21 protein-coding genes and 1 pseudogene are annotated in these 25,963 nt (G+C 69.3%); 7 read left to right on the top strand and 15 right to left on the bottom strand.

The genetic code is table 11. The annotated features are described in order from the left end of the window. The first annotated feature begins 94 nt into the window (after positions 1-94). From JF597_RS11715 to JF597_RS11705, 3 genes are all read left to right on the top strand, one after another. A complete protein-coding gene (locus JF597_RS11715) occupies positions 95-877 on the top strand; it encodes an MEDS domain-containing protein (protein WP_293992768.1) in 783 nt (260 codons plus the stop codon). Next, complete coding sequence (locus JF597_RS11710) at positions 874-1,824, top strand: sensor histidine kinase (RefSeq protein WP_293992766.1); 951 nt, start codon at positions 874-876, stop codon at positions 1,822-1,824. Before JF597_RS11715 ends, JF597_RS11710 begins: the two co-directional genes overlap by 4 nt. Positions 1,825-1,951: 127 nt before the next feature. Continuing rightward, positions 1,952-2,383, top strand: coding sequence for an STAS domain-containing protein (locus JF597_RS11705; protein WP_293992764.1), 432 nt, complete (start codon positions 1,952-1,954; stop codon positions 2,381-2,383). A gap of 722 nt (positions 2,384-3,105) precedes the next feature. Here JF597_RS11705 and JF597_RS11700 read toward each other — a convergent pair. The 4 genes from JF597_RS11700 to JF597_RS11685 form a co-directional block, all read right to left on the bottom strand. Then, positions 3,106-4,113 (bottom strand): aldose 1-epimerase, encoded by a 1,008-nt coding sequence (locus JF597_RS11700; RefSeq protein WP_293992762.1) that lies wholly within the window; start codon positions 4,111-4,113, stop codon positions 3,106-3,108. A gap of 16 nt (positions 4,114-4,129) precedes the next feature. Beyond that, positions 4,130-4,912 carry an ATP-binding cassette domain-containing protein gene (locus JF597_RS11695; RefSeq protein ID WP_293992760.1) on the bottom strand — a complete coding sequence of 261 codons (783 nt, stop codon included), beginning with the start codon at positions 4,910-4,912 and terminating at the stop codon, positions 4,130-4,132. Next, positions 4,909-5,943, bottom strand: a complete 1,035-nt coding sequence (locus tag JF597_RS11690; RefSeq protein ID WP_293992758.1) for an ABC transporter permease — start codon at positions 5,941-5,943, stop codon at positions 4,909-4,911. The genes JF597_RS11695 and JF597_RS11690 overlap by 4 nt, the downstream gene beginning before the upstream one ends. Before the next feature lie 107 nt (positions 5,944-6,050). After that, positions 6,051-7,178, bottom strand: a complete 1,128-nt coding sequence (locus JF597_RS11685; RefSeq protein ID WP_293992756.1) for a substrate-binding domain-containing protein — start codon at positions 7,176-7,178, stop codon at positions 6,051-6,053. A 149-nt stretch (positions 7,179-7,327) separates the two neighbouring features. On the opposite strand from JF597_RS11685, the gene JF597_RS11680 reads away from it, so the two are divergent. Together JF597_RS11680 and JF597_RS11675 are read left to right on the top strand one after the other, a co-directional pair. Further along, positions 7,328-8,386, top strand: coding sequence for a LacI family DNA-binding transcriptional regulator (locus JF597_RS11680; RefSeq protein WP_293992754.1), 1,059 nt, complete (start codon positions 7,328-7,330; stop codon positions 8,384-8,386). Next, positions 8,379-9,443, top strand: a complete 1,065-nt coding sequence (locus JF597_RS11675; protein ID WP_293992752.1) for a carbohydrate kinase — start codon at positions 8,379-8,381, stop codon at positions 9,441-9,443. The genes JF597_RS11680 and JF597_RS11675 overlap by 8 nt, the downstream gene beginning before the upstream one ends. Before the next feature lie 329 nt (positions 9,444-9,772). On the opposite strand, the gene JF597_RS11670 is transcribed toward JF597_RS11675, so the two are convergent. The 5 genes from JF597_RS11670 to JF597_RS11650 form a co-directional block, all read right to left on the bottom strand. Next, the gene (locus JF597_RS11670; protein WP_293992750.1) at positions 9,773-10,240 is read right to left on the bottom strand and encodes a site-specific integrase; all 468 of its coding nucleotides are present in this window, start codon (positions 10,238-10,240) and stop codon (positions 9,773-9,775) included. Next, on the bottom strand, positions 10,200-11,714 hold the full coding sequence (locus JF597_RS11665; RefSeq protein WP_293992748.1) for a nucleobase:cation symporter-2 family protein: 1,515 nt from the start codon (positions 11,712-11,714) through the stop codon (positions 10,200-10,202). Before JF597_RS11665 ends, JF597_RS11670 begins: the two co-directional genes overlap by 41 nt. 101 nt (positions 11,715-11,815) lie before the next feature. Continuing rightward, positions 11,816-12,838: a 2OG-Fe(II) oxygenase family protein gene (locus tag JF597_RS11660; RefSeq protein ID WP_293992746.1), complete on the bottom strand. Its 1,023-nt coding sequence runs from the start codon at positions 12,836-12,838 to the stop codon at positions 11,816-11,818. Positions 12,839-13,202: 364 nt separating this feature from the next. Beyond that, on the bottom strand, positions 13,203-14,510 hold the full coding sequence (locus JF597_RS11655; protein ID WP_293992745.1) for an amidohydrolase family protein: 1,308 nt from the start codon (positions 14,508-14,510) through the stop codon (positions 13,203-13,205). Beyond that, a complete protein-coding gene (locus tag JF597_RS11650) occupies positions 14,510-15,865 on the bottom strand; it encodes a nucleobase:cation symporter-2 family protein (RefSeq protein ID WP_293992744.1) in 1,356 nt (451 codons plus the stop codon). Before JF597_RS11650 ends, JF597_RS11655 begins: the two co-directional genes overlap by 1 nt. Before the next feature lie 305 nt (positions 15,866-16,170). On the opposite strand from JF597_RS11650, the pseudogene JF597_RS11645 reads away from it, so the two are divergent. After that, positions 16,171-16,404 (top strand): annotated as a pseudogene (locus tag JF597_RS11645) (cardiolipin synthase B); the annotation flags it as partial. Positions 16,405-16,653: 249 nt separating this feature from the next. Here the strand turns inward: JF597_RS11645 and JF597_RS11640 are convergent. Continuing rightward, positions 16,654-16,824 (bottom strand): hydrophobic protein, encoded by a 171-nt coding sequence (locus JF597_RS11640; protein WP_293992743.1) that lies wholly within the window; start codon positions 16,822-16,824, stop codon positions 16,654-16,656. A gap of 139 nt (positions 16,825-16,963) precedes the next feature. Here JF597_RS11640 and JF597_RS11635 point away from each other — a divergent pair, with 139 nt between their 5' ends. Next, positions 16,964-17,137, top strand: coding sequence for a CsbD family protein (locus tag JF597_RS11635; protein WP_079133780.1), 174 nt, complete (start codon positions 16,964-16,966; stop codon positions 17,135-17,137). A 580-nt stretch (positions 17,138-17,717) separates the two neighbouring features. Here JF597_RS11635 and JF597_RS11630 read toward each other — a convergent pair. From JF597_RS11630 to JF597_RS11610, 5 genes are all read right to left on the bottom strand, one after another. Then, the gene (locus tag JF597_RS11630) at positions 17,718-18,563 is read right to left on the bottom strand and encodes an RNA polymerase sigma factor SigF (RefSeq protein WP_293992742.1); all 846 of its coding nucleotides are present in this window, start codon (positions 18,561-18,563) and stop codon (positions 17,718-17,720) included. A 94-nt stretch (positions 18,564-18,657) separates the two neighbouring features. Then, positions 18,658-20,421: a thiamine pyrophosphate-dependent enzyme gene (locus JF597_RS11625; protein ID WP_293992741.1), complete on the bottom strand. Its 1,764-nt coding sequence runs from the start codon at positions 20,419-20,421 to the stop codon at positions 18,658-18,660. 13 nt (positions 20,422-20,434) lie between these two features. Beyond that, positions 20,435-22,018, bottom strand: coding sequence for an FMN-binding glutamate synthase family protein (locus tag JF597_RS11620; protein ID WP_293992740.1), 1,584 nt, complete (start codon positions 22,016-22,018; stop codon positions 20,435-20,437). A 382-nt stretch (positions 22,019-22,400) separates the two neighbouring features. Beyond that, the gene (locus JF597_RS11615) at positions 22,401-23,729 is read right to left on the bottom strand and encodes a TRAM domain-containing protein (protein WP_293992739.1); all 1,329 of its coding nucleotides are present in this window, start codon (positions 23,727-23,729) and stop codon (positions 22,401-22,403) included. A gap of 98 nt (positions 23,730-23,827) precedes the next feature. Further along, a complete protein-coding gene (locus tag JF597_RS11610) occupies positions 23,828-25,873 on the bottom strand; it encodes an APC family permease (protein ID WP_293992738.1) in 2,046 nt (681 codons plus the stop codon). Positions 25,874-25,963: the final 90 nt, after the last annotated feature.

Raw genomic sequence — 25,963 nt, 5'->3', positions numbered from 1 at the left:
CAGGGCTACTTCGAGCCGGCCCAGCCTGATAAAGACTGGCCCGAGAGTGCCGGTTACGGGAGCAGTAGAGTGAGGGAGGAGCGAGGGAGGAGTAGTGAGAACGCCGCGCGTACTGCCAACCCTTGACGAGGTCGACACCGGCGATCATGTCTGTCACCTGTTGGATCCTGCCGACGACGTCATCGACCGCAGCCGGGCGTTCGTCGCGGACGGTGCGTTGCACGGGGACAAGGTCGTGATCGTCGGCCCCGTCCCGCGGGCGGAGAGCGAGTTCGCACCGCTTGTACTCGACCCCGCCCGGTTGCAGGGTTCCCTTCTCTCCGCGGTGCGTCGGGAGGCGGTAACGGCGGACCGGGAGGGGTTCAGGTCCCTCCGCGTGCTGCACCACGTCGTCCCCGGCCCTCGCGCGGACCGGAACGGCGAGTGGCTGCGCAGCGAGCTCGATCTCGAGGAGTTCGCCGCCGACACCGGAGCCATGGTGGTCTGCGCCTACAGCGGTGCCGACTGGGACCTGCCGGCTCTGCAGCAGATCAGTTGTGTGCATCCGCATCATCTGGGCAGCCGTCCGGTCTCACCCGCGTTCCGGGTGTACCGAACCGAGCAGGAAGGCTGGACGGTGACCGGGACCGTCGACAGCGACGGCGCGGTGGCCTTCGGCACCATCCTGTGCACCCTCCTCGCTCACTCGCCGACGGTGCGTCTGCTCTGTCAGACCCTGGAATTTTTCGATGCCGCCGGGATGAGCGCGCTGGCCAATGCCGCCAGGCACCTTCCGGATCGCAAGGTCATCCTGGAAGGCACCAACGAGACCGTGCGGCTCGCCTGGAAGCTGTCCGGCTTCGCAGTCGCCGACGTTCCGGTGGTGATGACACCTTGACCTCCTCTTCGTCCACCCCCCTCGAAGGCACTGGATACCGGCATGAGCTGTATCCGTACTCGGGCAGCGATGAATTCGTCGCGGGCGCTGTGGGTTTCATCCAGGAAGCGCTCGACGGGGACGAGGCCGTCGTCGTGGCCGTGCCGCAGGAAAAGGCGTCATTGCTGCGTGCGGAGATCCGTGAGACCGACACCGTCCGCTATGTCGACACCAGCCGGGTGGCGCATCATCCGGGGCGGCTCATCGCTGCCTGGCAAGGATGGATCAAGGAACACGTCGCGGAGGGCCGGCCCGTCCGCGGGATCGGCGAATCCCCCTGGGACAAGGCCCGCAATGCTGCTGAGGCCGAGGAACTGCGCTACCACGAATGGCTGCTCAACAGGGCGTTCGCCCAGGGCCCGGCCTGGTGGCTGCTGTGCCCCTACGACGTCGCACGCGACCAGGCCGCCCTGGCCGACATGGCACGCTGCCACCCCCATATCCGCACAGACGGCCGGACGGTGCTGAGCGAGGACTACGACGCGCGGGCACCCTATGCGTTCGTTGCCCTCACCGACCCCTGTGACCCGTACGACGAGTTCGTCTACACCAGCGGCGACCTGCCCGCCCTCCGGGAGAAGATCGCTGCCTGCGCCGAACAGCACGGCCTGACCGGTGGGCGCCTGCGCGAACTGCATCTGGCCGCGACCGAGGTGGCCACCAACAGCATCCGCCACGGCGGCGGACAAGGCGTGCTGCGCACCTGGAGCGAGGAGCGACGGCTCGTCTGCGAGTTCCGCGACGCCGGCTACCTGGAGGACCCACTGGCCGGACGTACGATGCCGACCGCCGGGCAGGTGGGGGGACGCGGGCTGTGGCTCGTCCACCAGCTCTGCGATCTCGTCGAGATCCGGTCCACACCGGACGAAGGGACCACGATCCGCCTGCACACCGAACTGCGCGACTGAGCCCGCCGGTGCCGGCGGTCCACTGACGACCCCAGCACTGAAAGGCACGCGTGACCGACGTCGCCCCAGGGTAGGCGCGGTGGTGTCACCGGGCGGCGACAAGCAGAAAGGCGCCGGTGGCACAGGCATGAACGATCTGGATGGGAGTCGGTTCTCGATGCTGAGAGTGCTCGTACGGCACGCGGACACGACGGTCGTCCGACTGCCGACCGAGGTCGACTACGACAACGCCTCCGACATCGGCGCCCGGTGCCAGGACCTGATCAGGGAGGGCTGCGCCACCCTCGTACTCGACGCCTCCGACGTGCACTACCTCGACTCCTCGGGCGTCAGCATGATCATCACGCTGTCGCGCGCGCTCGACAACCATGCGGGCACGTTGCGCCTCGCCGCCCTCAGCGACCATTACCAGCAGGTGTGGCGCCTCCTCGGCCTCGACACGCTGCTCCCCGTGTTCCCCACAGTGCACGCTGCGCTCAGCCGCGGCACAGGCGCCTGTGCGACATCTCGGAGCCACTCGACCACGCTTGAACCCGAGACGCGGTCGAACGGCATGTGAACGAGCCACTCGCCTGGACGGCCCTGCCGTCCGCGGCCACGCCCCGCACCGTGACCGATCTGTCCTGTCCGGCACACCGTCGGAACAAGCGTCAAAACAGCGCTCCACAGGTCAAAGCCCCAGCCCCTTTGTCGCAGGCTCCAGGCCACGCACTCCACATGATGCGCCATCGCAAACACGTCAGATCATGCGGGGGTTGAAGAAACACCAGTTCAGAGCGTGTTTTCTGGCTCCCGAGGCAGGCGATCAGACCCTCGGAGCGTCAAACGAGCGTCATGAGCGATGAAAGCCCACACACTCGGCAATCATCCGCACGCTGGAGGGCCCCAGCGCCCTGACGCTCGGCGCGCCGCTGTTCCTCACGGTCGGTTCACCGCTCGGGCTCGGACGGGTCGTGGTCCTGACCGCTGCCGCTGCCCAGCCTCCTGACGAGGGACACATGTCGCAGGCGGTCAAACCGTTCCGCCGGGCCGACCTTGAAGACCACGCCCTCGGAGCCGTTGAAGGCACCAGCAAAGCGCCTGGCCAGGCGCTAGTGGCTCGACCATTCACGTGGTCTGACTGCCCGACCACGCGTGCGTCGGCTACGCGGAGCGTCGTCTGCCTCCTCGGTCAGGTTCGCTCTGGCGTATCCCGTCGACGATGGACGTACGCGAAAGCCATGGGCGTGACCTCCGATGCCGGGCAGAGACAACGCATCAGGCCGTGTCGGCGCCGCAGGTTTACGGGACCGCGTACTCGACGCCGAAGGCGAATGCGCGGCTTCGGCCGGGTTCGAGAGCGAGGGCGGCGGCGTGTTCCGGGCGGTTGAACGCGTTGGTCATCGTTTCGACGGGTTCGAGGGCGATGGAGGCGCGACGGTCGCGGGCCAGGGTATCGCCGGTGAAGACGTGCATATAGCCGCTGTGCTGCCAGACCCGCAGTTCCTCGCCGGTCGCCGAGTTGGTCAGTACCGTCTCGATCCGGCCGGCGGGGCCTGGGGTCAGGTCTGCGTAGCAGGCGTCGATGACCGCGTCGCTCAGCTGTTTCGGTGTCCGGAAGTCCATGCCGGGGCAGTTGTCCAGGGGGAGCAGGGCGTCCTCGCCGGGCAGCGGAATGAGGGCTGCGTCGGTGCGGATCAGGGTGTGCGCGGGGATGTGCAGGGTCAGGTCGTCGATGGGGCGGGACAGGGTGAAGTAGGGGTGCCAGCCCGCCGCGTAGGGGGCGGTGCTGCCGCCCACGTTCGTCGCGCGGATCGTGATGCCCAACTCGCGGGCGGTGAGGGTGTATTCGACGGCGAGGTCGATGGCGAAGGGGTAGCCGGGGTAGCGGCCCGGTCTGATGCTCGTGGTGTGCAGCAGGAGTCGGGCGGAGTCGGCTGTCGTGGTGGCGTGGGCGAGTTCGAAGGGGGCCTCGCGGGCGAAGCCGTGGTAGATCAGCCTGTCCCCGTGGTGGCCGGGGAGCAGGTCGTGGTCCTGGTCGGCGTGGTGGTAGCGGCCGTCGGCGACGCGGTTGGGGAAGGGGGCCAGCAGGCCGGCGCGTACGCCGTCCTGCACCAGGAGTTCCTTGTCGTCGCGGTAGCCGTCCGTCAGTTCTGTGAGCCGGCCGGTCGCTTCGCTTCTGACCTGCCAGCTCAGCAGGGTCGCCCCGGACAGGGCGAGGACGGCACGTGCCGTGCCGTCCGGTGCGGAGACGACGAGGGTTCGTTCGCCGCCGAGGCGGTTCTCGGCGATCCGGTACTCGGCGGTCATTCCCCTGCTGTTCCCTTCAGCTCGCCTCGGGGGCGAGCTTCTTCGCTCCCGTCATGATGGCCACCGCGTCCTCCATGGAGTGCGACTGCGGGGTGATGACGCCGGCGCAGCCGCCGAGTCGCTGGATGTGGATACGGTCGGCGACCTCGAAGACGTTGGGCATGTTGTGGCTGATGAGGATGACGCCGAGGCCCTGCTCGCGCAGGTCGCGGACGAGTTTGAGGACCTGGCCGGTCTCGCGGACGCCGAGGGCGGCGGTGGGTTCGTCGAGGATCACCACCCGGCCGCCGAAGGCCGCGGTGCGGGCGACGGCCACGGACTGGCGCTGGCCTCCGGAGAGGGTCTCCACGGCCTGGTTGATGTTCTGCAGCGTGCCGATGCCGAGCCGTTTGATGTGGTCGGCGGCCTGCTTCTTCATCTCGCCGGTGTCGAGCATGCGGAACACCGAGCCGAGGATGCCCTTGCGGCGGATCTCACGGGCGAGGAAGAGGTTGCTGGCGATGTCCAGCGCGGGGGCGACGGCGAGGGTCTGGTAGACGGTTTCGATGCCGGCGTCGCGGGCGTCCTGGGGACGCTTGAAGTGGACCTCCTTGCCGTCGACGAGGATGCTGCCCTGGTCGGGGACGAGGGCCCCGGACAGGCACTTGATCAGGGTGGACTTGCCGGCGCCGTTGTCGCCGATGACGGCGAGGACCTCGCCGGGGTGGAGGGTGAGGTCGACGCTGTTCAGGCCGACGACCCTGCCGAAGAGCTTGACCAGGCCCTTGGCTTCGAGAACGGGGGCGGTGGCGGTCGTCACGACTTCACACTCCGGATCCACTGGTCGACGGAGACAGCCGCGATCACCAGGATGCCGACTGCGAGAACTTGGTAGTTGGGGTCGATGCCGGCCAGTGCGAGGCCGTTGACGAAGACCTGGACGATCAGCGCGCCGATCAGCGAGCCGAAGACCACACCGCGTCCGCCGAACAGGCTGGTGCCGCCGATCACCACGGCGGTGATGGACTGCAGGTTGGCGTTGAGACCGCTGTTGGGGTCACCGCCGCCGACCCGACCGACCAGGATCCAGGCGCCCACGGCGATGGCGAAACCGCCCACCATGTAGGCGCTGAGCAGGACCCGGTTGACGGAGATGCCGGCGAGCCGGGCGGCCTCGACGTCGTCGCCGACCGCGTAGAGGTGGCGTCCCCAAGCGGTGTAGCGCAGGGCGTAGCCGACCACCGCGTAGAGGGCGATCATGAGGAGGACGCCGTAGGTCAGGTTCAGCTGCCCGAGGGAGACCGTCTGGCCGCTCCACAGCAGGATGTTGCCCGGCTGCAGCGCCACCGTCTGGCCCTTGGCGTAGATGAGGGTGATCGCGGTGAAGACGCTGAGGGTGCCGAGGGTGACGATGAACGGCGGCAGCTTGATCCTGGTCACCAGCAGACCGTTGACGGCCTGCGCGGCTATCGCGGCGACCGCCCCGGCCAGCAGGGCGAACACGCCGGGCCAGTGGTTGTCCGCGACGAGTTTCGACATGAGCAGCGAGGAGAGCACCATCACCGCGCCGATCGACAGGTCGATGCCGGCGGTGAGGATGATGACCGTCTGCCCGACGGCGAGCGAACCGATGACGGCCGTCTGCTGGGCGACCAGCGAGAGGTTCTGCAACGCGTAGAAGCGTTCGTTCACCAGGGAGAACACGACGGCGGCGAGCACCAGGACGATGGCCGGGCTGAGGGCCGGTTGGCGGTGCAGCACCGAATGGATGCGCTGGCTGAGGGTGGCGGGCCTGTTGAGGAACTCCTCCGCCGGTGCCGGTGTGGCTTGACTGTCCACGTGGGTGGTCACAGGGGGTCCTTCCGGTGTTTTCCCTGGTACGGGCTCATGGGCTCGTGGGGTGCGGGTGCGACGCCGGCGCCGTGACGGTGGTCACCGGCGCCGCACCCGGCTCGGTGTCAGCTGCCCCAGCAGGCGGAGGCGGCCTGCGACGGGGACTGCACGGTCAGACCGTCCAGGGACTTGGCGGCGGCCAGGGCGGTGCCGGTGTCGTAGAACGACTTTCCGCTGGTCACGCTGGGCTTGCTGCCGCCGCGGGCCAGCTTGGCGATCGAGGTGACGCCGAGGGCCGCCATCTTGCCCGGGTACTGCACCGCGTCGGCGGCGAACTCGCCGCTGGTCACGTTCTTCAGGCCGGAGCAGCTGCCATCGATCGCGTAGATCGCGACGTTCTTCTCCTTGCCGGCCGCCTTCAGCGCGTTGTACGCGCCCTCACCCGCGGGCTCGTTGATCGCGTAGACGACGTTGATGTCCGGGTTGGCCGACAGGCAGTTCTCCATCGCGGTACGGCCGCCGTCGATGGCCCCCTGGGTGGGCTGGTGACAGACGACCTTGTACGTACCGCCCTTGCCGCCGGTGTACTTGCCGGACTTGGCCTCCTTGCCGTTCTCGGTCTTGCTCCCCGGGTCGACGCCCATGCCCTCCAGGAAGCCGTGGTCGCGGTTGATGTCGACGGAGACGACCTGGTTGTTGAACAGGTCGAGCATGGCGATGACGGCCGGCTTGCCGTCCAGTGCGGCGGCGGCGTACTGGCCGATGAGCTTGCCCGCCTGCTCGTTGTCGGTGGCGTAGGTGATGTCCGCGGTGCTGGCCGGGTTCGGCGCGGTGTCAAGGGCGATCACGAACAGGCCGGCCTGCTTGGCCCGGCCGAGGGCGGCGTTCACGGCGTCGCCGTTGGTGGTGATGAGGATGCCCTTGTCACCGCGCGATATGGCGTTGTCGATGGCGGTGATCTGGGTCTGCGTGTCGCCGTCGCTGTTGCCCGCCGCCACCGTGAGACTCACGTTGTCCTTGGCGGCCTGGGTCTTGGCGTCCTTCTCCATGCTCACGAAGTACGGGTTGGTGAGCGTCTTCAGGATCAGTGAGACACCTACCTTGCCGCTGCCGCCCGATGCGGACGAGGACGAGCCCGAGCCGGAAGAACCGCAGGCCGCGAGCGTGGCGCCGAGGCACACCGTGACGCCGATCGCTGCCGCCCGGGTACGCCGACCGCGGCGGCTCGACCTCTGGCTGATGAAGATGTTCATGGTGTGATCCCTTTCGCAGCCGTCCCTTGGCCGACGCTGAGACAACGTTGACTGGGCGAGATACTGGGCCCGTATGGACGAGGCCGTCAAGACGCTGATAGACATGCGCGGGCAACGAGTAGGTAACGCGCGATCGGTTGGAGACAACGATGACTCAGGGCGAGTCGGCGCCCCGGTCCACCCGCAGCCGCCCCACCATGCGTGAGGTCGCGGCGCTGGCCGGAGTGGCCATCAAGACGGTCTCGCGCGTGTTCAACGGGGTCCCCACCGTCGATCCGGCGATCGTCGCCAGGGTCCGCGACGCCGCCGACCAACTGGGTTACCGTCCCAATCTCACGGCCAGCAGCCTGCGCCGCGGCGACGGCCGTACTGCCACCATCGGCATGCTCGTCGAAGACGCCGCGAACCCCTTCTCCGCCGCCCTGACCCGCACCGTCGAGAACGTGGCCCGCGCCCGCGGCGTGCTGGTGCTGGTAGGCAGCCTGGACGAGGACCCCGCCCGGGAACGGGAGTTGGCCCAGGCGCTCATCGACCGCCGGGTCGACGGGCTGGTGATCGTCCCCGCGGGACGTGACCAGAGCTACCTGATCAGCGAGCAGCGCTCCGGCACCCGCCTGGTCTTCGTCGACCGCGAGGCCGGCCTGCTGGACGCGGACGCCGTCGTCTCCGACAACCGGCAGGGTGCCGTCACCGCCGTCAACCACCTGCTCAAGGCCGGTCACCGCCGGATCGCCTACCTCGGCGACCGCGCGTCCATCCCGACCGCCGCCCAGCGCTTCGACGGATACCGGCACGCACTGGAAGTCGCGCACATCGAGCACGACGACGCGATCGTCCGTCACCTCGGGTCCAGCGAACAGGCCGCCATCACCGCCACCGAACAGCTCCTCGCGCTGCCGAATCCGCCGACGGCGCTGTTCACCAGCCAGAACTTCGTGACCATAGGGGTCCTGCGCGCGCTGCGTACCCGCGGCCTGCAGGACACCATCGCCCAGGTGGGCTTCGACGACTTTCCGCTGGCCGACATCCTCAACCCGGGGATCTCCGTCATCGCCCAGGACGTCGAGCAACTGGGCAGGACAGCCGCCGAGATGCTCTTCCGCAGACTGGACGGCGACGACTCCCCGACCCACACCGTCACCGTACCGACCCGGCTCATCGAGCGGGGTTCCGGCGAGATAGCCCCCGAAGGACCCCGCCATGACTGAAGCGATACGAGCCCTCGGGCAGCCCCCGGCCGTGACCGTGATCGGCGAAGCCCTCATCGACCTGGTCCAGCTCGGCACCCCCGGCGACTACCGCGCCCGGCCCGGCGGCAGCCCCTTCAACGTCGCCGTCGGCCTGGCCCGCCTCGGTCACCGCACCGCGCTCATGGCCCGGCTGGCAGGCAACTCCTTCGGCCGCATGCTGAGCGCCCACGCTGCCGCCGAGGGCATCGACCTGGCGTACGCCCCCTCAGCCGCCGAACCCACCACGCTCGCCGTGGTCTCCATGGACACCGAGGGGCGGGCGAGTTACGACTTCTACCTCGACGGCACCGCCGACTGGCAGTGGACCGAGGCGGAGACCGCCCTCGTCCCGCCGGACACCGCCGTGCTCCACTTCGGCTCGGTCGCCTCCTGGACCCCGCCGGCCGACGACCACATCCACTCCGCCGTCCAACGACTGCACGCCGCCGGCACCACCCTGATCAGTTACGACCCCAACATCCGCCCCCTCCTCCTGGGCGATCCGGAACACGGCAGGCAGGCGGTCGAGCGCAGCATCGGCCTCGCCCACCTGGTCAAGGCCAGCCGCGAGGACGTCGAATGGCTCTACCCGGGCACGCCGATCGAGAAGATCGCCGCCCACTGGACGGACCTCGGAGCACTGCTCGTCGTCATCACCGACGGCCCCGACGGAGCCCACGTCTTCCCGAGCGGCGCGGGAGACTTCAGCCGCGCCGGCCGCAAGGTCGCCGTGGTGGACACCGTCGGCGCAGGCGATGCCTTCACCGCCGGGCTGCTCGGTGCGCTGCTGCGCCACGGGCTGGACACGCCGGGGACATTGGCCACGGCCGACCCGGACGTGCTGACCATCGTCGTGGACGACGCGGTCCTCGTCTCCTCGCTGACCTGCGAACGCCTGGGCGCCGACCCGCCCACCGCCCTGCCCCGCCCACACCTGTCCGCCCAGACACCCCTGGCGGTAACAGACCTGGCCTTCACCGACCGGACGGGGACAGGCAGCCCGACTCCGCAGCCGCCTCAGCCGGTCAAGAACTAGCGCTCCCACATACGGAGACCGCCTTGTGGCCGGAGCGGCGCCCTCGGCGAGGCGTGCCACTCCGGCCATGCGAACCCGTGATCAGTTGTACACGGTGAATTCCGCGATCGACCACCAGTCACTCGCGACATCGGCGGTGTTGACGACCTTGATGTAGCGGGCTCTCTGCGTCGCGAAGGACAGTTCCACTCGTGTGAGTTCACACACTGCAGCGGCACTCCACCGCGTCTCCGTCCCAGCTGACAGTTCTCGTTGAACCGGAGCCGACTGCATACAACGACGCCGCCCTGGCCATGACGGCAGGGCAACGTCACCTCAGGCAGCGATCGTCAGTGGAAGCTCTCGTGGCCGAGGAGGTGCTGGACCTCGTAGCGCGAGACTCCCTTCCGGACCAGCCAGGAGGCGCAGGTGTGGCGCATGGAGTGCGGCGGGTGGTGCGGGACGATCTGCTGCTCGCCGTCGGTGTCGAAGTAGTAGGCGGCCTCGACGGTGGGCCACCGGGTCTGCCCTCGCCAGTTGCTGTCGGCGAGGAGACGGCCGGCCCGGCCCTTGGTGAGGGTGGCGAACACCACGGCGTCCAGGTCGAGCCGGTGGATGTGGCGTTCGAGAGCCTCCAGGACATGGGGTGGCAACGGGACTTCCCGACGGCTCTTGGAGCTCATGGGGTACTCCTTGATGCCGCTCCTGGCGTTGACCTCCACCACGAAGAGCCGCGAGCGACGCGTGTCGATGCGGTGCCGGTGCAGGCCGGACAGTTCACCCCAGCGCAGTCCGGTGTGGAAACCGAGCGGACACATCGTCCGCCATGCGGTGGGCAGTTCGTCCAGGATGCTCTGCGCCTGGTCGAGCGTGAACCACTGCGGCGGTTTGACCGCGATGGTCGGCAGGTCGAGGTTGCGGCAGGGGCTGACCGCAAGGACGTCGTCGTCCACGGCCGCGCGCATCATGGAGGACGTGAGGTCGAACGCCCTCTTGATCGCGGAGGCTCCCGCGCCCTTGTCCACCAGGGCGCGGATCCAGCTCTGGATGTCCTTGCGGGTGATGGCCCGCATCTCCCACCCGTCCCGCCGTGCGTGCCGGGCGGGTCCGGTTGAAGGCCAGGTTCGGCCCGAACGCGATCAGGGTCGCGCTCGTCACCGGTGAGCCCAGCACAATGCGCACACCGGCCGGGAAACGGGAGCAGAGGTCCGGTGCCACGTCGGGCGCCATGCCCACGCCGATCGACACGGCGACGATCAGCAGGTTCTGCGTTCCCTCGAACTCGACCTTCCGCAGTGTGCTGATACCGACGGCGGCGACCGTGGCGAACATGACCGGTCCCGCCGCGCCCACGACCGGTCCGGGCAGCCCGGCCACCACCGCCCCCAGCTTGGGAACCAGGCCCAGGGCAACCAGGACGGTGCCCGCGACGGTGGCCACATGGCAGCTGCGCACCCGGGTCATCGACACCAGGCTCACGTTCTGGGCGAATACGGTGTCGAGGAAGGCGTTCATCACTCCGCCGAGCACCCCGGACAGTCCGTCGGCGGCCAGCCCGCGCGCCATGTCCGCGGTCGTCAGCTCCTTGCCGGTGAGTTCGGCGACCGCGATCAGGTCCGCGGTCGACTCGGCGAACAGGACCAGCATCACGACACACATCGAGATGACCGCGACCGGCGGGAACTCGGGCGCGCCGAAGTGGAACGGAGCGCTCACCCCGATCCAGTCGGCGCCACGGGCGGCTGACGGGTCCACCAGACCCAGCGGTACCGCGACCGCGGTACCGGCCAGCAGCCCGAGCAGAACGCCGGTCTGGGCCAGAAAGCCCCGGCCGAACCTCGCCACCAGCAGGATCACGATGACGACGAAGGCGGCGAGGGCGAGGCGCGACGGCGCCGCGTAGTCCGCCGCCTTGGGGTCGCTGCCGACGACAAGATTGACGCCGACACCGATCAGCGCCAGGCCGACCACGGTGATCACCACACCGCTCACCAGCGGCGGGAAGAAGCGCGCTGCGTTGGCGAACGGCCAGGCGGCGAGCAGGCCGAAGATCCCGGCGGAGAGCATCGAACCGTATACGGCCTGGAGCCCGTACTCACCGGCGATCAGGATCATCGGCGCCACGGCGGTGAAGGCCGCGCCGGCCATCACGGGCATGCGGGCGCCGAGCACCCGCCCGGCGCCCGCGCCCTGGATCATCGTGACGACGCCCGCGACCAGCAGGTCCGCGTTGATGAGCAGAGCGATGGTCGCGGTAGCGAGCCCGGTGGCCGCGCCGAAGACGAGCGGCACCGTGACACCCCGTGTACATCACCAGAACGTGCTGGAGACCCAGCACCCCGAGCCGCCCGAACGGCGCCCGCTTCTTCGCGGACATCATCACAACCGCGCCTCTATCGTGCGAAGTTGGCAGCGATGCGCTGCTGGATGTACTGCTCCGCCGTGATCGGCGGATACCGTCCGTCCGGCCCCTCGATCACCACGTCACGGTCGGCCTGGGCGAAGAAGGCGATGCTGTAGCGTGCGCCCCGGTCCTCGCCGGGGCCCGGGGACTTGACCCGGTGGAAGTTGGACGGAAGCCGGTCGTCGCTCCACCGCATCAGCATGTCGCCGATGTTGCAGGTGATGGCGTCGGCCGAGGGCACCACGGGAGTCCACTCCTGGGCCTCGGCCTCCTTTCCCGGGCACACCTGCAGCCCGCCCTGCCCGTCCCGCTGGAAGAGCAGCGTCAGGCAGTCGAAGTCGGTGTGCGCACCGGCCCGCCACACGTTCGGGTGCGGCTCGGCGTCCTCGGGGATCGCGAAGTAGTGCAGCATCCGCAGGGTGGACTGGTAGTACATGCTCCGAGGGTCGTGGGCGCGGGTGAAGAAGTCGCCGGCGAAGCCCAGCTTGTCGGCGAAGCAGGACAGGACCCGCATCGCCACCTCGCGGCAGCGTGTCTCGAAGTCGAGGGCACGCAGCCGGAATTCGGGCAGGACGTCGTCGGGCCAGAGCCCCTCCATGTGAGGGCGGGTGACCTGGTACGACTCCTTCTGGTCCGGTGTCCCGACGGACGGCCTGACCTGAGTCAGGGACTCCCACCCGGAGTTGAGGCCCTTCTTCAGCGCATGCCGGGCCTTGTGGGCCTCGGGCAGCGCGAAAAATCCCTCGGCGTTCGTGAACGCCTCGTCCACCAGGTCCTGTTCGATGCCGTGGTTGACCAGCTGGAAGAACCCGATGTCCGTGGCCGCCGCCCACAGCTCCTCGGTGATCTCGGCCTTGCGGGCCTCGAAGTCGGAGAGGTCGATGCGGCGGATCTCCCGCGCCGTGGTCTCGGTTCCGGCCCCGCCCATGCGGGTTTCCTTGTCGAGTTCGGCGAGGCCGTACGTCGATCGAGGCGTCGTGTGCGGCACAGCACGCGTCGTGATGTCAGTCATCGCGGCAAGTACTCCTGAGTACGTCGGAGTGGTGTTCTCCGAAGTCCTACGAGGTGCAGTCACCGCCCCTGCACCCCCACCGCGGACACACAGAGGTCCGCGGGCACGGTCGGCCTCGGACCCGTCCGTGGGCCCGGCGCCGTGGGCTGGCATACGCCCCGTCGACAGGGACGATGCGCGATGGGGCCAGCTTGGCGGCACCATGTTTCGTCCGGGAACCAGTTCTGTTACTGCGACAGCACGTCCACGACGAACGACGACGTGGGTGTGGCGGCGGTACGGGCCGAAATCGGGACCATCCCCCCGATGCTGTGCGCTCGGCGCCGCCCACCCTGTGCGAAGGGCCCTCACCAGAGGGTGGCCGCTATCGCGACAACAGGTCCACCAGGAACGTCTCGGAAAGGCGCGCGCTGCGCCCGTCCCGCACCACTGCCTCGCCCGCCACCAGGACCGTGTCCACGGTCCGGCTGCTCGCGCAGGTCAGCAGCGTGGCGCCCGGATCGCGCACCGGAAGGCACGCGTAGTCCCGCTCGAATCGGTGCAGCACGAGGTCGGCCCTGGCACCGGGCACCACACCGTCCGCCCGGGAATCGAGACCGAGCACCTCGTTGGCGCCCCCGGCGGCGATGGCCAGCATCTCCGGGAAACCGAGCAGATCGGCTTGCCGATGCGCGGCACGCTGCAGATACGCCCCGATCCGCATGGCCTCCAGAATGTCCTGGGTGTCGTTGCTGGCGGCCCCGTCCACCCCGAGCCCTACCCGAAGTCCCGCTTCCCGCATGGAGATCACGGGGGCGATGCCGCTGCCCAGCCGCATATTGCTGAGCGGGTTGTAGGAGACGCCGACTCCGTGCCGGGCGAGCGCCGCACGGCCCGCCGCGTCCAGCTCCACACAGTGCACGGCGAGCAGCCGCTCCCACAGGAATCCGGCCGTCTCCAGGTATTCCACGGCTCCTCGACCGGTGTGTTCCCGGCACATCAGGTCGTCCGTCGCCGTCTCCAGAAGGTGGATCGACACCGGCAGGTCCCGCTCTTCGGTGTACGCCCGTACCTGCCGCATTCCCGCAGGAGTGAGACTGCGCGGATTGGGCACGGCGAGCCCCACCGAGACGCGGCTGCCCGCCGTGGCGTCCACCAACTCGTCGGTGTGAGCGAGGGCGCTGTCCAGCTGCTGCATGAGACGTGGGTCGAAGCCCCACTTGCGGGACGGGTCCGCCCGGTCGGCCACGCCGCGGCACAGCACCGCGCGGATCCCCGAGTCATGAAGGGCGCGCAGCACCGCGTCGTGGATCTCGGCGGACGGGTTCGGCCACATGTGGTCCACCAGGGTGGTGGTGCCGCTGCGCAGGGCTTCCGTCGCCGCGGCGGCGGCCGCTGCGTAGGCGCGCTCGGGAGTGAGCGCGACGGTCTCCTCGCCGACGGTTCGCAGCCAGGACAACAGCGGCTCGCCTTCGCCGATGCCGCGCATGCGCGCCTGGTGGAGGTGGGTATGCGTGTTGACGAGACCCGGGATCAGATGCCCGCCCGCCGCCGCCAATACCCGCTGTCCACGAGGCAGTTCGCGGGCCCCGACGACTGCCGTCACCCGCCCGTCCGCCACGTGCACGTCCCGCGCGTCCAGCCATCGCCCGCCGCTCCACACACAGACGTCGGTGATCGTGTCGATGTACATCAGGACTGCTCCTTGCCACGAAGGACGCGACGAGTGCGGCTCGTGTGGTGGAACAGCAGATTCAGCGTGAAGGCGACGATCCCGGTCACCGCGATGCCGCTGTCCAGGACGGTGCGCAGGTACGACGGCAGCGGCGCGTAGAAGTCGGGCGCGCCGACCGGGATCATGCCAAGGCCGAACGCGAGTGCCGCCGTCAGCAGATTGCGCCCGTCGGAGAGGTCGGCGCGGCTCAGGATCCGCAGCCCGACCGCGCCGACGGTGCCGAACGTCACGAGTGACACCCCGCCGAGCACAGGTCCCGGTACCGCCGCAACCGCCGCCCCGAGCACGGGAACGAAGGCGAGCAGCACCATCAACGCGCCGGACAGTGCCACGACATGGCGGCTCATCACCCGTGTCACGCTCAACAGACCGACGGACTGCCCGAACGTCACGATCGGGAAGGACCCGAAACCGCCGGAGACCACGGTGGCCGCCCCATCGGCGCGCAATGCCCTCACCACGGTTCCCGGGTCGTCGCCGCGCTCCACGATCTGTCCCACGGCCAGGGTGTCGCCCACCGACTCGACCATGTTGACCACCTGCACGACGAGCAGGGCGACGATCGCCGGCACGACGAACGTGGGCGCCCCGAACGCGGTCGGATCCGGCACCGACAGGGCCTGCGCCTCACCGACGGCCGAACCGTCGAACAGGCCCAGGGGTACGGCCAGAAGCGCTCCAGCGGCCATCGCGACCAGCACGGAGAAGCGGGCCATGGCGGGTGGCGCCAGCCGTTCGACGAGGACGACGAGAGCGACGGTGACGGCGGCGACGGCGAGCCCTCGCGCGCCGCTGCCGTCCTCATTCCCGCTTCCGGTGATGAGCCCGGCCGCCGACGGCACCAGGGAGAACCCGATGACCGCGATGACCGAGCCGGTGACGAGCGGCGGAAACAGATGCAGGATCCGCCCGAACCATGGTGCGACCGCCACCGTCACGAGCCCGGCGACGATGGTCGCCCCGAACACTGCGGCCATGCCGTAGTCCTGGCCGATGAGCACGGCCGGCGTGATCGCGGTGAACGTCGACCCCATCACGATCGGCAACCGCGCCCCGAACCACTTGAAACCGAGTGTCTGTAGCAGCGTCGCCAGACCGCTGACCAGAAGGTTCGCGCTGATCAGCAGCCGGATCCGGTCGTCCGGCAGATCCAGCGCGACGCCCACGAGCAGCGGCATGGTGGCCAGGCCCGAGTAAGCGACGAGCACATGCTGGAGGCTCAGCGGCACCATGCGGTGCAGGGGCGGTCGTACGTCGACGGGGTGCGCGGCGGCTTCTGGGGCGCGCGTGTCGGCAGGAGGCTGCACAGCCATCCTTCCTCCTCAAAACGCGGTGAAAGGTGGCTGGTTAGCGCCGGACTGCCGGTCACCCGTCGGCCGTTGCAGCCATGACCGACGTGCGGGTGACCTTAGGGAGGGTGTGTTTCGCACGAATTTCGGCCAGGCAACGGCCGGGGTGCCCTTCGGGCCCGTGTCTACGGCCGCACAGCACGCCCAGCGACCAGGTGGCGGAGCCAGACGTGAGCGGGGTCGTCGGCACAGTGGCATGCCAGATCGAGCTGACGGTGTACTCGGGCATCGGCAGGGGCGGCGCGACGGCCGTCAGGCCCAGGGGGTCGGAGGAATGGACCGGCAATGCCCGCAACCCTGCCGAGTGGCGCGACACCCACGTCCAGGTGCGCGGCCCGGCCATGGACGGCATCGCCGCCGCGTTCGCGCAGGACTGGGCCGAGTGTCATGACGAACTCTTCGATGACCGCGACCGTTTCACGGAACACCCGTAGGCCGGCTCGTCGGTGGTGCAGGGCGTGCGCGGCTCCGCAAGCATCGGCTGGCAGGACATGCAAACCCTCCGCCGCCGCAGCCCGGCTGGGCGCACGGCCGCCGGTAAGGCCGGGGGCGGGGACACGGCAGGAGGTCGCGCGGATTCCCTCGCGCGTGCGTGTCCCGCCCTCGACTGCAACACGCCTACCTGCTGCTGTTTGGGACACTTATGGGCTTTATGGCCTCTTGCGTACCAGGTCCCCCCACGTCCGGCATGCGCACGGGGCCCGGCCGTCATATCGGCCGGACCCCGTGATGAAGGCGCGCTGCGGGTCAGATCACCATCGGTACCAACGACCTCGGCCACCACCGGCGGTGGTGGAGCGCATGACGAAGCCGAGAAGCCACAGCACCAGGACGGCGACGGCGACCCACCAGAGGATCTTGACGGCGAAGCCGGCACCAAAGAGGAGCAGCGCAAGAAGCAGAACAAGCAGCAGGGGAACCATGTTTATCAACCTCCTGCACTCTCGTCTGCCCTGCAATTCTGTGGCCATTCACCGACTACGCTTTGTTTGTGAAAGGAACGCCGGGGCACAAGCGGGTTACCGCGACAGCGGCACACGAGCTATCAGGAGGTACTCTTCCATGACTGCCGGCGAAAAGGCCAAGGCAAAGAGCGAGCAGGCCGAGGGCAAGGCCAAGGAAGCCGTGGGAAGCGCCATCGGAAACGACCGTATGGCCGCTGAGGGGCAGGCTGAGAAGAGCACGGGTGATGCCCGTGAGGCCAAGGAAAAGGCGAAGGACGCGTTCAAGCACTAAACCTGCATTCTCCACCGAGAATTCGAAAGGGGCCTGCCCGGCGTGACTCCGGGAAGGCCCCTTTCGACAGATCGCCGAGGGCCGAACACGCAGGCAATTGGCGGTAGAACTGTCTTCCTGGTCCGGCTATGGCTGTCCGACCTGCCCCTGCTGGTCGGCGCTCAGTTCAACGCAGAGCCGGCGAAGCCCGTGCACGGGGAATGAGCCGGTCTTCCAGTACCTGCGGCGGTACCGCCCGCAGTCTTCCCTTCGGCCGGTTCGCTCAGTTCGGCACGCACGCGCCGACACCGCACGAACCGTGAGCAGGCCGCCCGGTTGACCTGTGGCGGTGTCTGCCCGCCGGCCGCTTGCTGCGGTCCGCCTCGCGCGGTGCGCCGCGTCTCGGGGTGGGAACGGTGCTCGGAGCGCCGTATCTGTCATCGGCCCGCACCCGATCGCGGCGAGTGCGGAGGCGGACCGCACCACGCGGCCCCGGGGCTCGCCCGATCGGCAGGACCTCACAAAAGCGAGGCACCACATCCGACCTCTCCCCCGCTCCGCAGGACGCCCGGCTGCCGTCCGGCTGCCGGGCCCGCGAGCGTCAGACGGTGCTGAGCATGCCTTCGCGCAGGCGGGCCAGGAGACGGGAGATCAGCCGGGAGACGTGCATCTGGGAGACACCGAGACGTTCACCGATCTGGGCCTGGGTGAGTTCCTCCACGAACCGCCAGTGGATGATCTTGCGGTCGCGTTCGTCGAGCTCGGCGATCATCGGGGCCAGGGCGTGGAAGTCCTCGATCAGGCCGAGGGCGGCGTCCTCGTCGCCGATGAAGTCCGCCAGCGCGGCCTCGCCGTCCTCACTGCCGTTGATCGCCGCGTCCAGGGAGGCCGACTTGTAGCCGTTGGAGGCCAGTTGGGCCTCCACGACCTCGTCCTCCGTAAGGCTCATCAGCTCGGAAAGCTCTCTGGTGGTCGGTGTCCGGCCCAGCCGGCTGCGCAGTTCCTCGTTGGCGCGGGCGAGTTGGACGCGGGCCTCCTGGAGCCGGCGCGGGACATGTACGGCCCAGGAGGTATCGCGGAAGAACCGCTTGATCTCGCCGACGATGTACGGCACGGCGAAGGAGGTGAACTCGACCTCGCGGGTCAGCTCGAAGCGGTCGATCGCCTTGATCAGACCGATCATGCCGACCTGGACGATGTCCTCCATCTCCTCCGGCCCGCGGCTGCGGAACCGGCCGGCCGCGAACCGGACCAGCGACATGTTCATCTCGATCAGCGTGTTGCGCGCGTACTGATACTCGGGCGTTCCCTCCTCCAGGACGGCCAGCCGGTCGAAGAACGGCTTCGACAGCTCCCGCGCGTCCTTCGGCGCGACCTTGGAGGGGACCGTGATCTCCGGCACATCCACCGTCTGCTCGGCGGTCAGCACGGTAGTCGTCGGCATCATGGCGCCTCTCAGTCGATCAGCCTCGTCCTCGCCGGTCCATGTCCGGTAGGCACGCGCCTACCCCGTCCGCCGACCGGCATTCCTCGAACTGTTGTCAGTCCCCGCCGGGCTCTCCATGACTGCGTACGATTTCCTTCACCTTGGCGACCGCGAAACCCCAGCCCTGCTCGACGGTCGGCTTGGCCGGGACGGCGATCTCGTCGGGGTTGGTGAGGACGTCCAGCAGGACCGGGCCCGGACTGCCGAAGGCGCGTCGCACGGCGCCCTCCACCTCGGCCGGGTCGGTCACACGGATGCCGGTGATGCCCATGGCTTCGGCTACGGCGGCGAAGTCGGGGTTGTCGAGCACGGTGCCGAACTCGGGCAGGCCGGACTGCTCCTGTTCGAGTTTCACCATGCCCAGCCGGCGGTTGTCGAAGACGACGAGCTTGACGGGAAGGCGGTACGTCTTCAGGGTCATGAGGTCGCCAAGGAGCATGCTCAGTCCGCCGTCGCCGCAGAAGGCCACGACCTGGCGCTCGCGGTCCAGGCACTGGGCGCCCAGGGCCTGGGGCATGGCGTTGGCCATCGAGCCGAGGTTGTAGGAGCCGATGAGGCGCCGCTCGCCGCGCATCTCGACGAAGCGCGAGAGCCACACGGTGGCCATGCCCGTGTCAGAGGTGAAGACGGCGTCATCGGCCGCGATCCGGTCGACGGCCGCGGCCAGCGCCTCAGGGCGGATGTCATGGGCGCGGTTGTCCAGCGCGGAGCGGATACGGCCCACCACGCCTTTGTCGTGCGACGGATCGGCGAGCCGCGCCTGACCGGTGCGCCACTGGTCGAAGCGTTCACGCGCCCTCTCCAGGTGCGAGCGGTCACGTGCGCCTTCGAACCCGGCGGGCACGGCGGCGAGGTCGTCCAGGAGGTCGCGTACGGTGGCGCCGGTGTCTCCCACGAGCCCGACATCGACCGGTACCCGGCGTCCGATATGGGTGGCCTCGGTGTCCACCTGGATCACGGTCCGGCCCTCGGGATACCAGTCCCGGTAGGGGAAGTCCGTGCCGAGCAGCAGCAGGGTGTCCGCGTCTTGGAGGGCCGCAGCGGCGGCGGGGTTGCCGATCAGCCCCGTCTGGCCGACCTGGAAGGGGTTGTCGTCGCCTTCGAAGCCCGCCTTGGCCTTCAGGGTGAGCACCATCGGTGCGGCCAGGCGGTCGGCGAGGGTGAGGACGTCCTCGCGAGCGGCGCGGGCGCCCTCACCGACGAGCAGGGTGACCCGTTCGGAGCGGTCGAGGAGTTCCGCGGCACGGTGGACGGCCGACCCGTCCGGCCGGCTCACCGGGGCGTTCAGGGAGAACCGGGCCGGCCGGTCGGCGGTCAGTTCCCGCTCGCCCAGGTCACCCGGCACCGTGAGAACGGCGACGCCTCTGCGGCCCAGTGCGTGACGCACCGCCGTCTCCAGCATCTGCGGAAGCTGGTCGGGAGAGGTGATGGTCGCGCGGAACACGGCCACATCCCTGAAGAGGGCGTCGTTGTCCACCTCCTGGAAGTAGTCGCTGCCGAGTTCGGCGAGCGGCACCTGGCCGGCGATGGCCAGGACCGGAGCGTGGCTCTTGGCCGCGTCGTACAGCCCGTTGAGGAGGTGGACGGAACCGGGTCCGACCGTGCCCATGCACACGCCGAGGGTGCCGGTGAGCTGCGACTGGGCGCTCGCGGCGAAAGCCGCCGCCTCCTCGTGCCGGCAGCCCACCCATTCCAGGCCCTCGGTGGTGCGGATGGCGTCGGTCAGGGGATTGAGCGCGTCTCCCACGACGCCGAACACCTGGCGCACGCCGAGCTCGCTCAACGCGTCCACGATGACGCGGGCAACAGTACGGGTCACGTAGTCCTCCAGGTCACACGGTGAAACGGTCGGGGTCGGCGGCCTGCCAGTCGGCCGCCCAGGAGGCGGGCGGCTCGGCGAGCAGCTGCCCTGGCGCAAGCCACTCGTACAGCTCCTCGAAGGAGCGTTCGGTGCAGGGGTCGACGCGCCGGCGGAGCATGTGCGGACGCAGTTCCGCGGGATCGGTGACACCCATGGACGCCATGATCTGCAACGCGCTGGCCACGGTCGCTTCCTGGAAGCGCTGGACGCGCGTCGTCTTGTCGCCTACGTCGAGGGCGCGGGCACGCCGTGGGTCCTGGGTCGTGACACCCGTGGGGCAGGTGTTGGTATGGCACCTCTGCGCTTGGATGCACCCGACGGCGAACATCATCGCCCGCGCAGCGTTGCCGTAGTCGGCGCCCTGCACCATGCGTTTGACCAGGTCAGTGCCGGTGGCGATCTTGCCGCTCGCCCCGATCTTGATCCGATCGCGCAGGCCCACGCCCACGAGGGCGTTGTGAACGGTGTGCAAACCCTCGGTGAGCGGGGTGCCCACATGGTCCGCGAACTCCAGCGGCGCCGCACCGGTCCCACCCTCGGAGCCGTCCACCACGATGAAATCAGGCGCAGTGCCCTCCTCCAGCATGGCCTTGCACACGGCCAGGAACTGCCGGCGGGAGCCCACACACAGCTTGAACCCGGCAGGCTTGCCACCGGACAACCCGCGCATGCGAGCGATGAAGCGCACGAGTTCGCGCGGGGTGGAGAACACCCGGTGGTACGGCGGGGAGACGACCGTCCGCCCCTCGGGCACGTCGCGGACCCGGGCGATCTCGGCGTTCACCTTGGCTCCCGGCAGAACACCGCCGATGCCGGGCTTCGCACCCTGCGACAGTTTCAGGGACACACACCTGACGTGCTCGTGTGCGGCCTTGTCGGCGAACTCGGCCGCGTCGAAACCGCCTTCTTCGGTACGGCAGCCGAAGTACCCTGTACCGATCTCCCAAACGAGGTCGCCTCCCGGACGGAGGTGATACTCGGACAGCCCGCCCTCACCGGTGTCCTGGGCGAAACCCCCGGCCGCAGCACCCCCGTTGAGCGCGAGGACCGCGTTGGCGGAGAGCGAGCCGAAACTCATCGCCGAGACGTTCAGCAGTGCCATGTCGTACGGACGGCTGCAGTCCGGTCCGCCGATCCTCACGCGCGGCGGATCCTTCGGCACCGGGCACGGCGCCATCGACGGGACGAGGAACTCGTAACCGGGCTGGTACACGTCCCGCTCGGTGCCGTACGGCTCCTCTGCGTCGGTGCCCTTGGCGCGCTCGTAGACGATGCTGCGCACATCCCGGTCGAACGGGCGCCCGTCATAGTTCCGCTCGATGAAGTATTGCTGCAGCTCCGGGCGTACGCGCTCCAGGAGGTAGCGGGCATGGCCGAGGACGGGATAGTTACGCAGCACCGAGTGCCGCCACTGCACCAGGTCCCAAGCGCCCAGCACCCCCGTGAAAAGGAGCGGAACGGCGGCGAACCACCAATAGGGCGAGATCCTGAGCGCCGCGGCCAAAGCCCCGAGAGCGGCCACGAGAGCCAGGAGGACGATTCCTACGCGTGTCATCCCTGGCGCATTGCCCGGTTGTCGATCGCCATGCGCGACAGCCGGGCACTGGACGCTCCCAGTCGCCGTGGCCGCCAGACGGGCCGCGAGCCCCCGGCCGCGCTCGTCAGGGTGGTGGACCGCATGGGACGGGCGGCCCACCGGACCGAGCGCGGTCGACACTGCTCTGACAGACCATCAGAGCGAGCGTCGTCCGAGCGTCAAGACAACCTGCCGCCGTGCTGGCCTGCACCGAACGAGGCACAGCCGCCGTCCCCGTAGTGCTCGCAAAACAGCAGGTCAGTGACGCTCAGGCGCACATCGGACGTGGTTCACGTCATGCATTCCGGGAAACAGATCGAGCGCACCGGCCGCGCCTGAGGAATCTACAAGAGCCCGCAGGTCAGGAGCCCTTCGCGGCCGGTTCAAGGATCGCGACACACTCAACGTGGTGGGTCATCGGAAACAGATCGAACGCCCGCAGCATCCGCACCCGGTACCCCCCGTCCCGGAAGTACGCCAGGTCGCGGGCGAGTGCTGCCGGGTCGCAGGCCACGTAGGCGATGCGGCGGGCGCCCAGGGATGCCAGGTGTTCCACCGTCCTGCGGCCGGCGCCCGCGCGGGGCGGGTCGAGGACGATGAGGTCGACCTCGGTGATGCCGGTGCGCGGGAGGACCGACTCGACCTTGCCCTGCTCGATGCGGACCCGCGGGAAGTCGGCGAGGTTGTGGCGGGCGTCCTCGACCGCACGCTTGCCGGACTCGATGCCGAGGACCGCGCCCTTCTCGCCGAGGCGGTCGGCGAGGGCGCCGGCGAAGAGGCCGACGCCGCAGTAGAGGTCCAGCGCCATCTCGCCCTTGCGCGGGAGGAGGCCCTGCATGACGGCGGTGACCAGGGTGTCCGCCGCCTTCGGGTGGACCTGCCAGAAGCCACCGCTGCCGACCCGGTGGGTGCGGCCGTCGGCGCGTTCGCGGACGAAGGCGCGGCCGTGGACGCGGTGGATGCCGCCGTCGTGCTCGTCGACCCGCATGACCGAGACCGGCCTGTCGAGCTCGACCAGGGGAAGGCGGGCGCCGGGGCGCGGCTCCAGGATGACCATGCGGTCCTGGGAGCCCGTCGCGGCGATCGCCTCGATCGAGACCATGCCCGACCAGTCGCGCTCCTCGATGCCCAGCTCGCTGACGCCCGGCGCCGCGATCATGCAGTGCTCGATCGGCTCCACCTCGTGGGAGCGGTGCCGGCGCAGTCCCGCGTTGCCGTCCGCGTCGACGGCGTACTGCACCCGGGTCCGCCACTGCGGCACCTCGCCCGCCGGCAGCTTGTCGCCCTCGGCGGGCATCACCGTGCCGTCCCAGCCGACGTCCTCGGGCGTGAGGCCCGCGAGCCGCTGGAGCTGTTCGGCGATCACGTCGCCCTTGAGACGGCGCTGGGCGCCCGGCTTGGCGTGCTGCCAGTCGCAGCCGCCGCAGCGGCCGGGGCCGGCGTAGGGGCAGGGGGCCTCGACCCGGTCCTTGGACGCGTCGAGGATCTCGACCGCGTCGGCGCGCAGGAAGCGGGCGCCCTCCTCGCCCTCGGTCACCTTGGCGACGACCCGCTCGCCGGGCAGCGCGTGCCGGACGAACAGCACCTGGCCCTCGGCGGTCCTGGCGATGCAGTGCCCGCCGTGCGCGACCGGGCCGACCTCGACCTCGTACTCCGTCCCCACCAGCGATTTCTTCGGTTCTGCCTGCATGGCGGGGTGACTCCAGATCAAGGGGGAGGGAAACGGCCCTGGCGAGGGCCGACGACAGCCCACCAGTCTACGGGGTCGCCGGCACTCCCCCATCCCGCTCAGCCCCCGCTGTGCTCCTTGGGCCGGTGCTCGGCCGGACCGCGCCGTACCGCACCCGGTGCGTTCCACTCCTGGCGCCTGCGAGCCCGGATCTTGGCCGCCTCGGAGGACGCCAGCTGGTAGGGCACGGAGGTCACCATCACGCCGGGCGTGAACAGCAGCCGGCCCTTCAGCCGCAGCGCGCTCTGGTTGTGCAGGATGTGCTCGTACCAGCGGCCGACGACGTACTCCGGGATGATCACGGAGACCGCGTCCCGCGGGGACTGGGCGCGCAGGCCCTTGACGTACTCGATGATCGGCCGGGTGATCTCGCGGTACGGCGAGTCGAGGACCTTCAGGGGTACGTCTATGCCCCGCCGCTCCCACTCCTCGCGCAGCGCCTTCGTCTCGGCCGGGTCGACGTTGACGGTGAGCGCCTCCAGGGTGTCCGAGCGCATCAGCTTGGCGTAGGCCAGGGCGCGCAGGGTGGGGCGGTGGATCTTGGAGATGAGGACGACCGAGTGGACCCGGGAGGGGCGGACCAGGTCGTCGTCGGGCTCCTCGGGGGCCGAGATCTCCTCGGAGACGCGGTCGTAGTGCTTACGGATCGCGGTCATCGTGGCGTAGAAGATGCACATGCCGAGCAGTGCCACCCAGGCGCCGTGGGTGAACTTCGTGACCAGGACGACGACCAGCACCAGGCCGGTGAAGAAGGCGCCGAACGCGTTGATCGCGCGGGAGCGGATCATGTGGCTGCGCTTGGCCGGGTCCTTCTCCACCGCCAGGTGGCGGTTCCAGTGCCGGACCATGCCGGTCTGGCTGAGCGTGAAGGAGACGAACACGCCGACGATGTACAGCTGGATCAAGCGGGTCGAGTCGGCGCCGTAGATCACCGTGAGCAGGGCGGCCGCGCCGGCGAGCAGGACGATGCCGTTGGAGAAGGCGAGGCGGTCGCCGCGGGTGTGCAGCTGGCGCGGCAGGTAGCGGTCCTGGGCGAGGATCGAGCCGAGGAGGGGGAAGCCGTTGTACGCGGTGTTCGCGGCCAGGAAGAGGACGAGGGCGGTGGCGGCGGCGAGCACGATGAACAGGAAGCTGCCCTTGCCGAAGACCGCCTCGGCGACCTGGGAGATCACCGGGTTCTGGACGTAGCCGGAGCCGATCGCGACGCCGTTGTGGATCAGGTCGGTGGCCGGGTTCTCGGCCATCCGGACCTTGGTGACGGCGGCGAGCGCGATGATGCCGCAGAACATCGTGACGGCCAGCAGGCCCATCATGGCCAGCGTGGTCGCCGCGTTCTTCGACTTCGGCTTGCGGAACGCCGGGACGCCGTTGGAGATCGCCTCGACACCGGTGAGCGCGGCGCAGCCGGAGGAGAAGGCACGCAGCAGGAGGAAGACCAGGGCGAAGCCCGCCAGGCCCTGGTGCTCGGCCTTGATGTGGTAGTCCGCGGTCGGGGCCCTCATCGTGTCCCCGAGAACCAGCCCCCGGAACGCACCCCAGGCGATCATGATGAAGACGCCGCCGACGAACACGTACGTCGGGATCGCGAAGAGCTTGCCGGACTCCTTCACGCCGCGCAGGTTCATCAGCGTGAGCAGCACGATCACGGTGACCGCGCAGAACACCTTGTGCTCGACGACGAAGGGGACCGCGGAGCCGAGGTTCTCGATGCCGGAGGCGATGGAGACGGCGACGGTCAGGACGTAGTCGACGAGCAGCGCGCTCGCGACGGTCAGGCCCGCCTTGGAGCCGAGGTTCGTGGTGGCGACCTCGTAGTCGCCGCCGCCGCTCGGGTAGGCGTGCACGTTCTGCCGGTAGGAGGCGACCACCGTGAACATCAGCACGACGACCGCGACGGCGATCCAGGGGCTGAAGTGGTATGCCGACACGCCCGCGATGGACAGGACCAGCAGGACCTCCCCCGGCGCGTAGGCGACGGAGGACAGCGGGTCGGATGCGAAGACGGGGAGTGCGATGCGCTTCGGCAGGAGCGTTTCGCCCAGCCGGTCACTGCGCAGAGCGCGCCCGATCAGGATCCGTTTGGGCACGTCGGTCAGTTTGGACACGAGAGAGGATCGTAGGCCTTCCAGCTGCCAGGTCTCCAGCCGCAGTGCGGGATCTGCCTCCCGAGTGAAAAAGGTGACGGCTGGAACTGC

This window comes from Streptomyces sp., assembly GCF_019510245.1.
In the GTDB taxonomy this organism is placed as follows: Bacteria; Actinomycetota; Actinomycetes; order Streptomycetales; family Streptomycetaceae; genus Streptomyces.
Note: the sequence above shows the minus strand (reverse complement) of the source record. Positions and strands in the feature narration are given on the sequence as shown.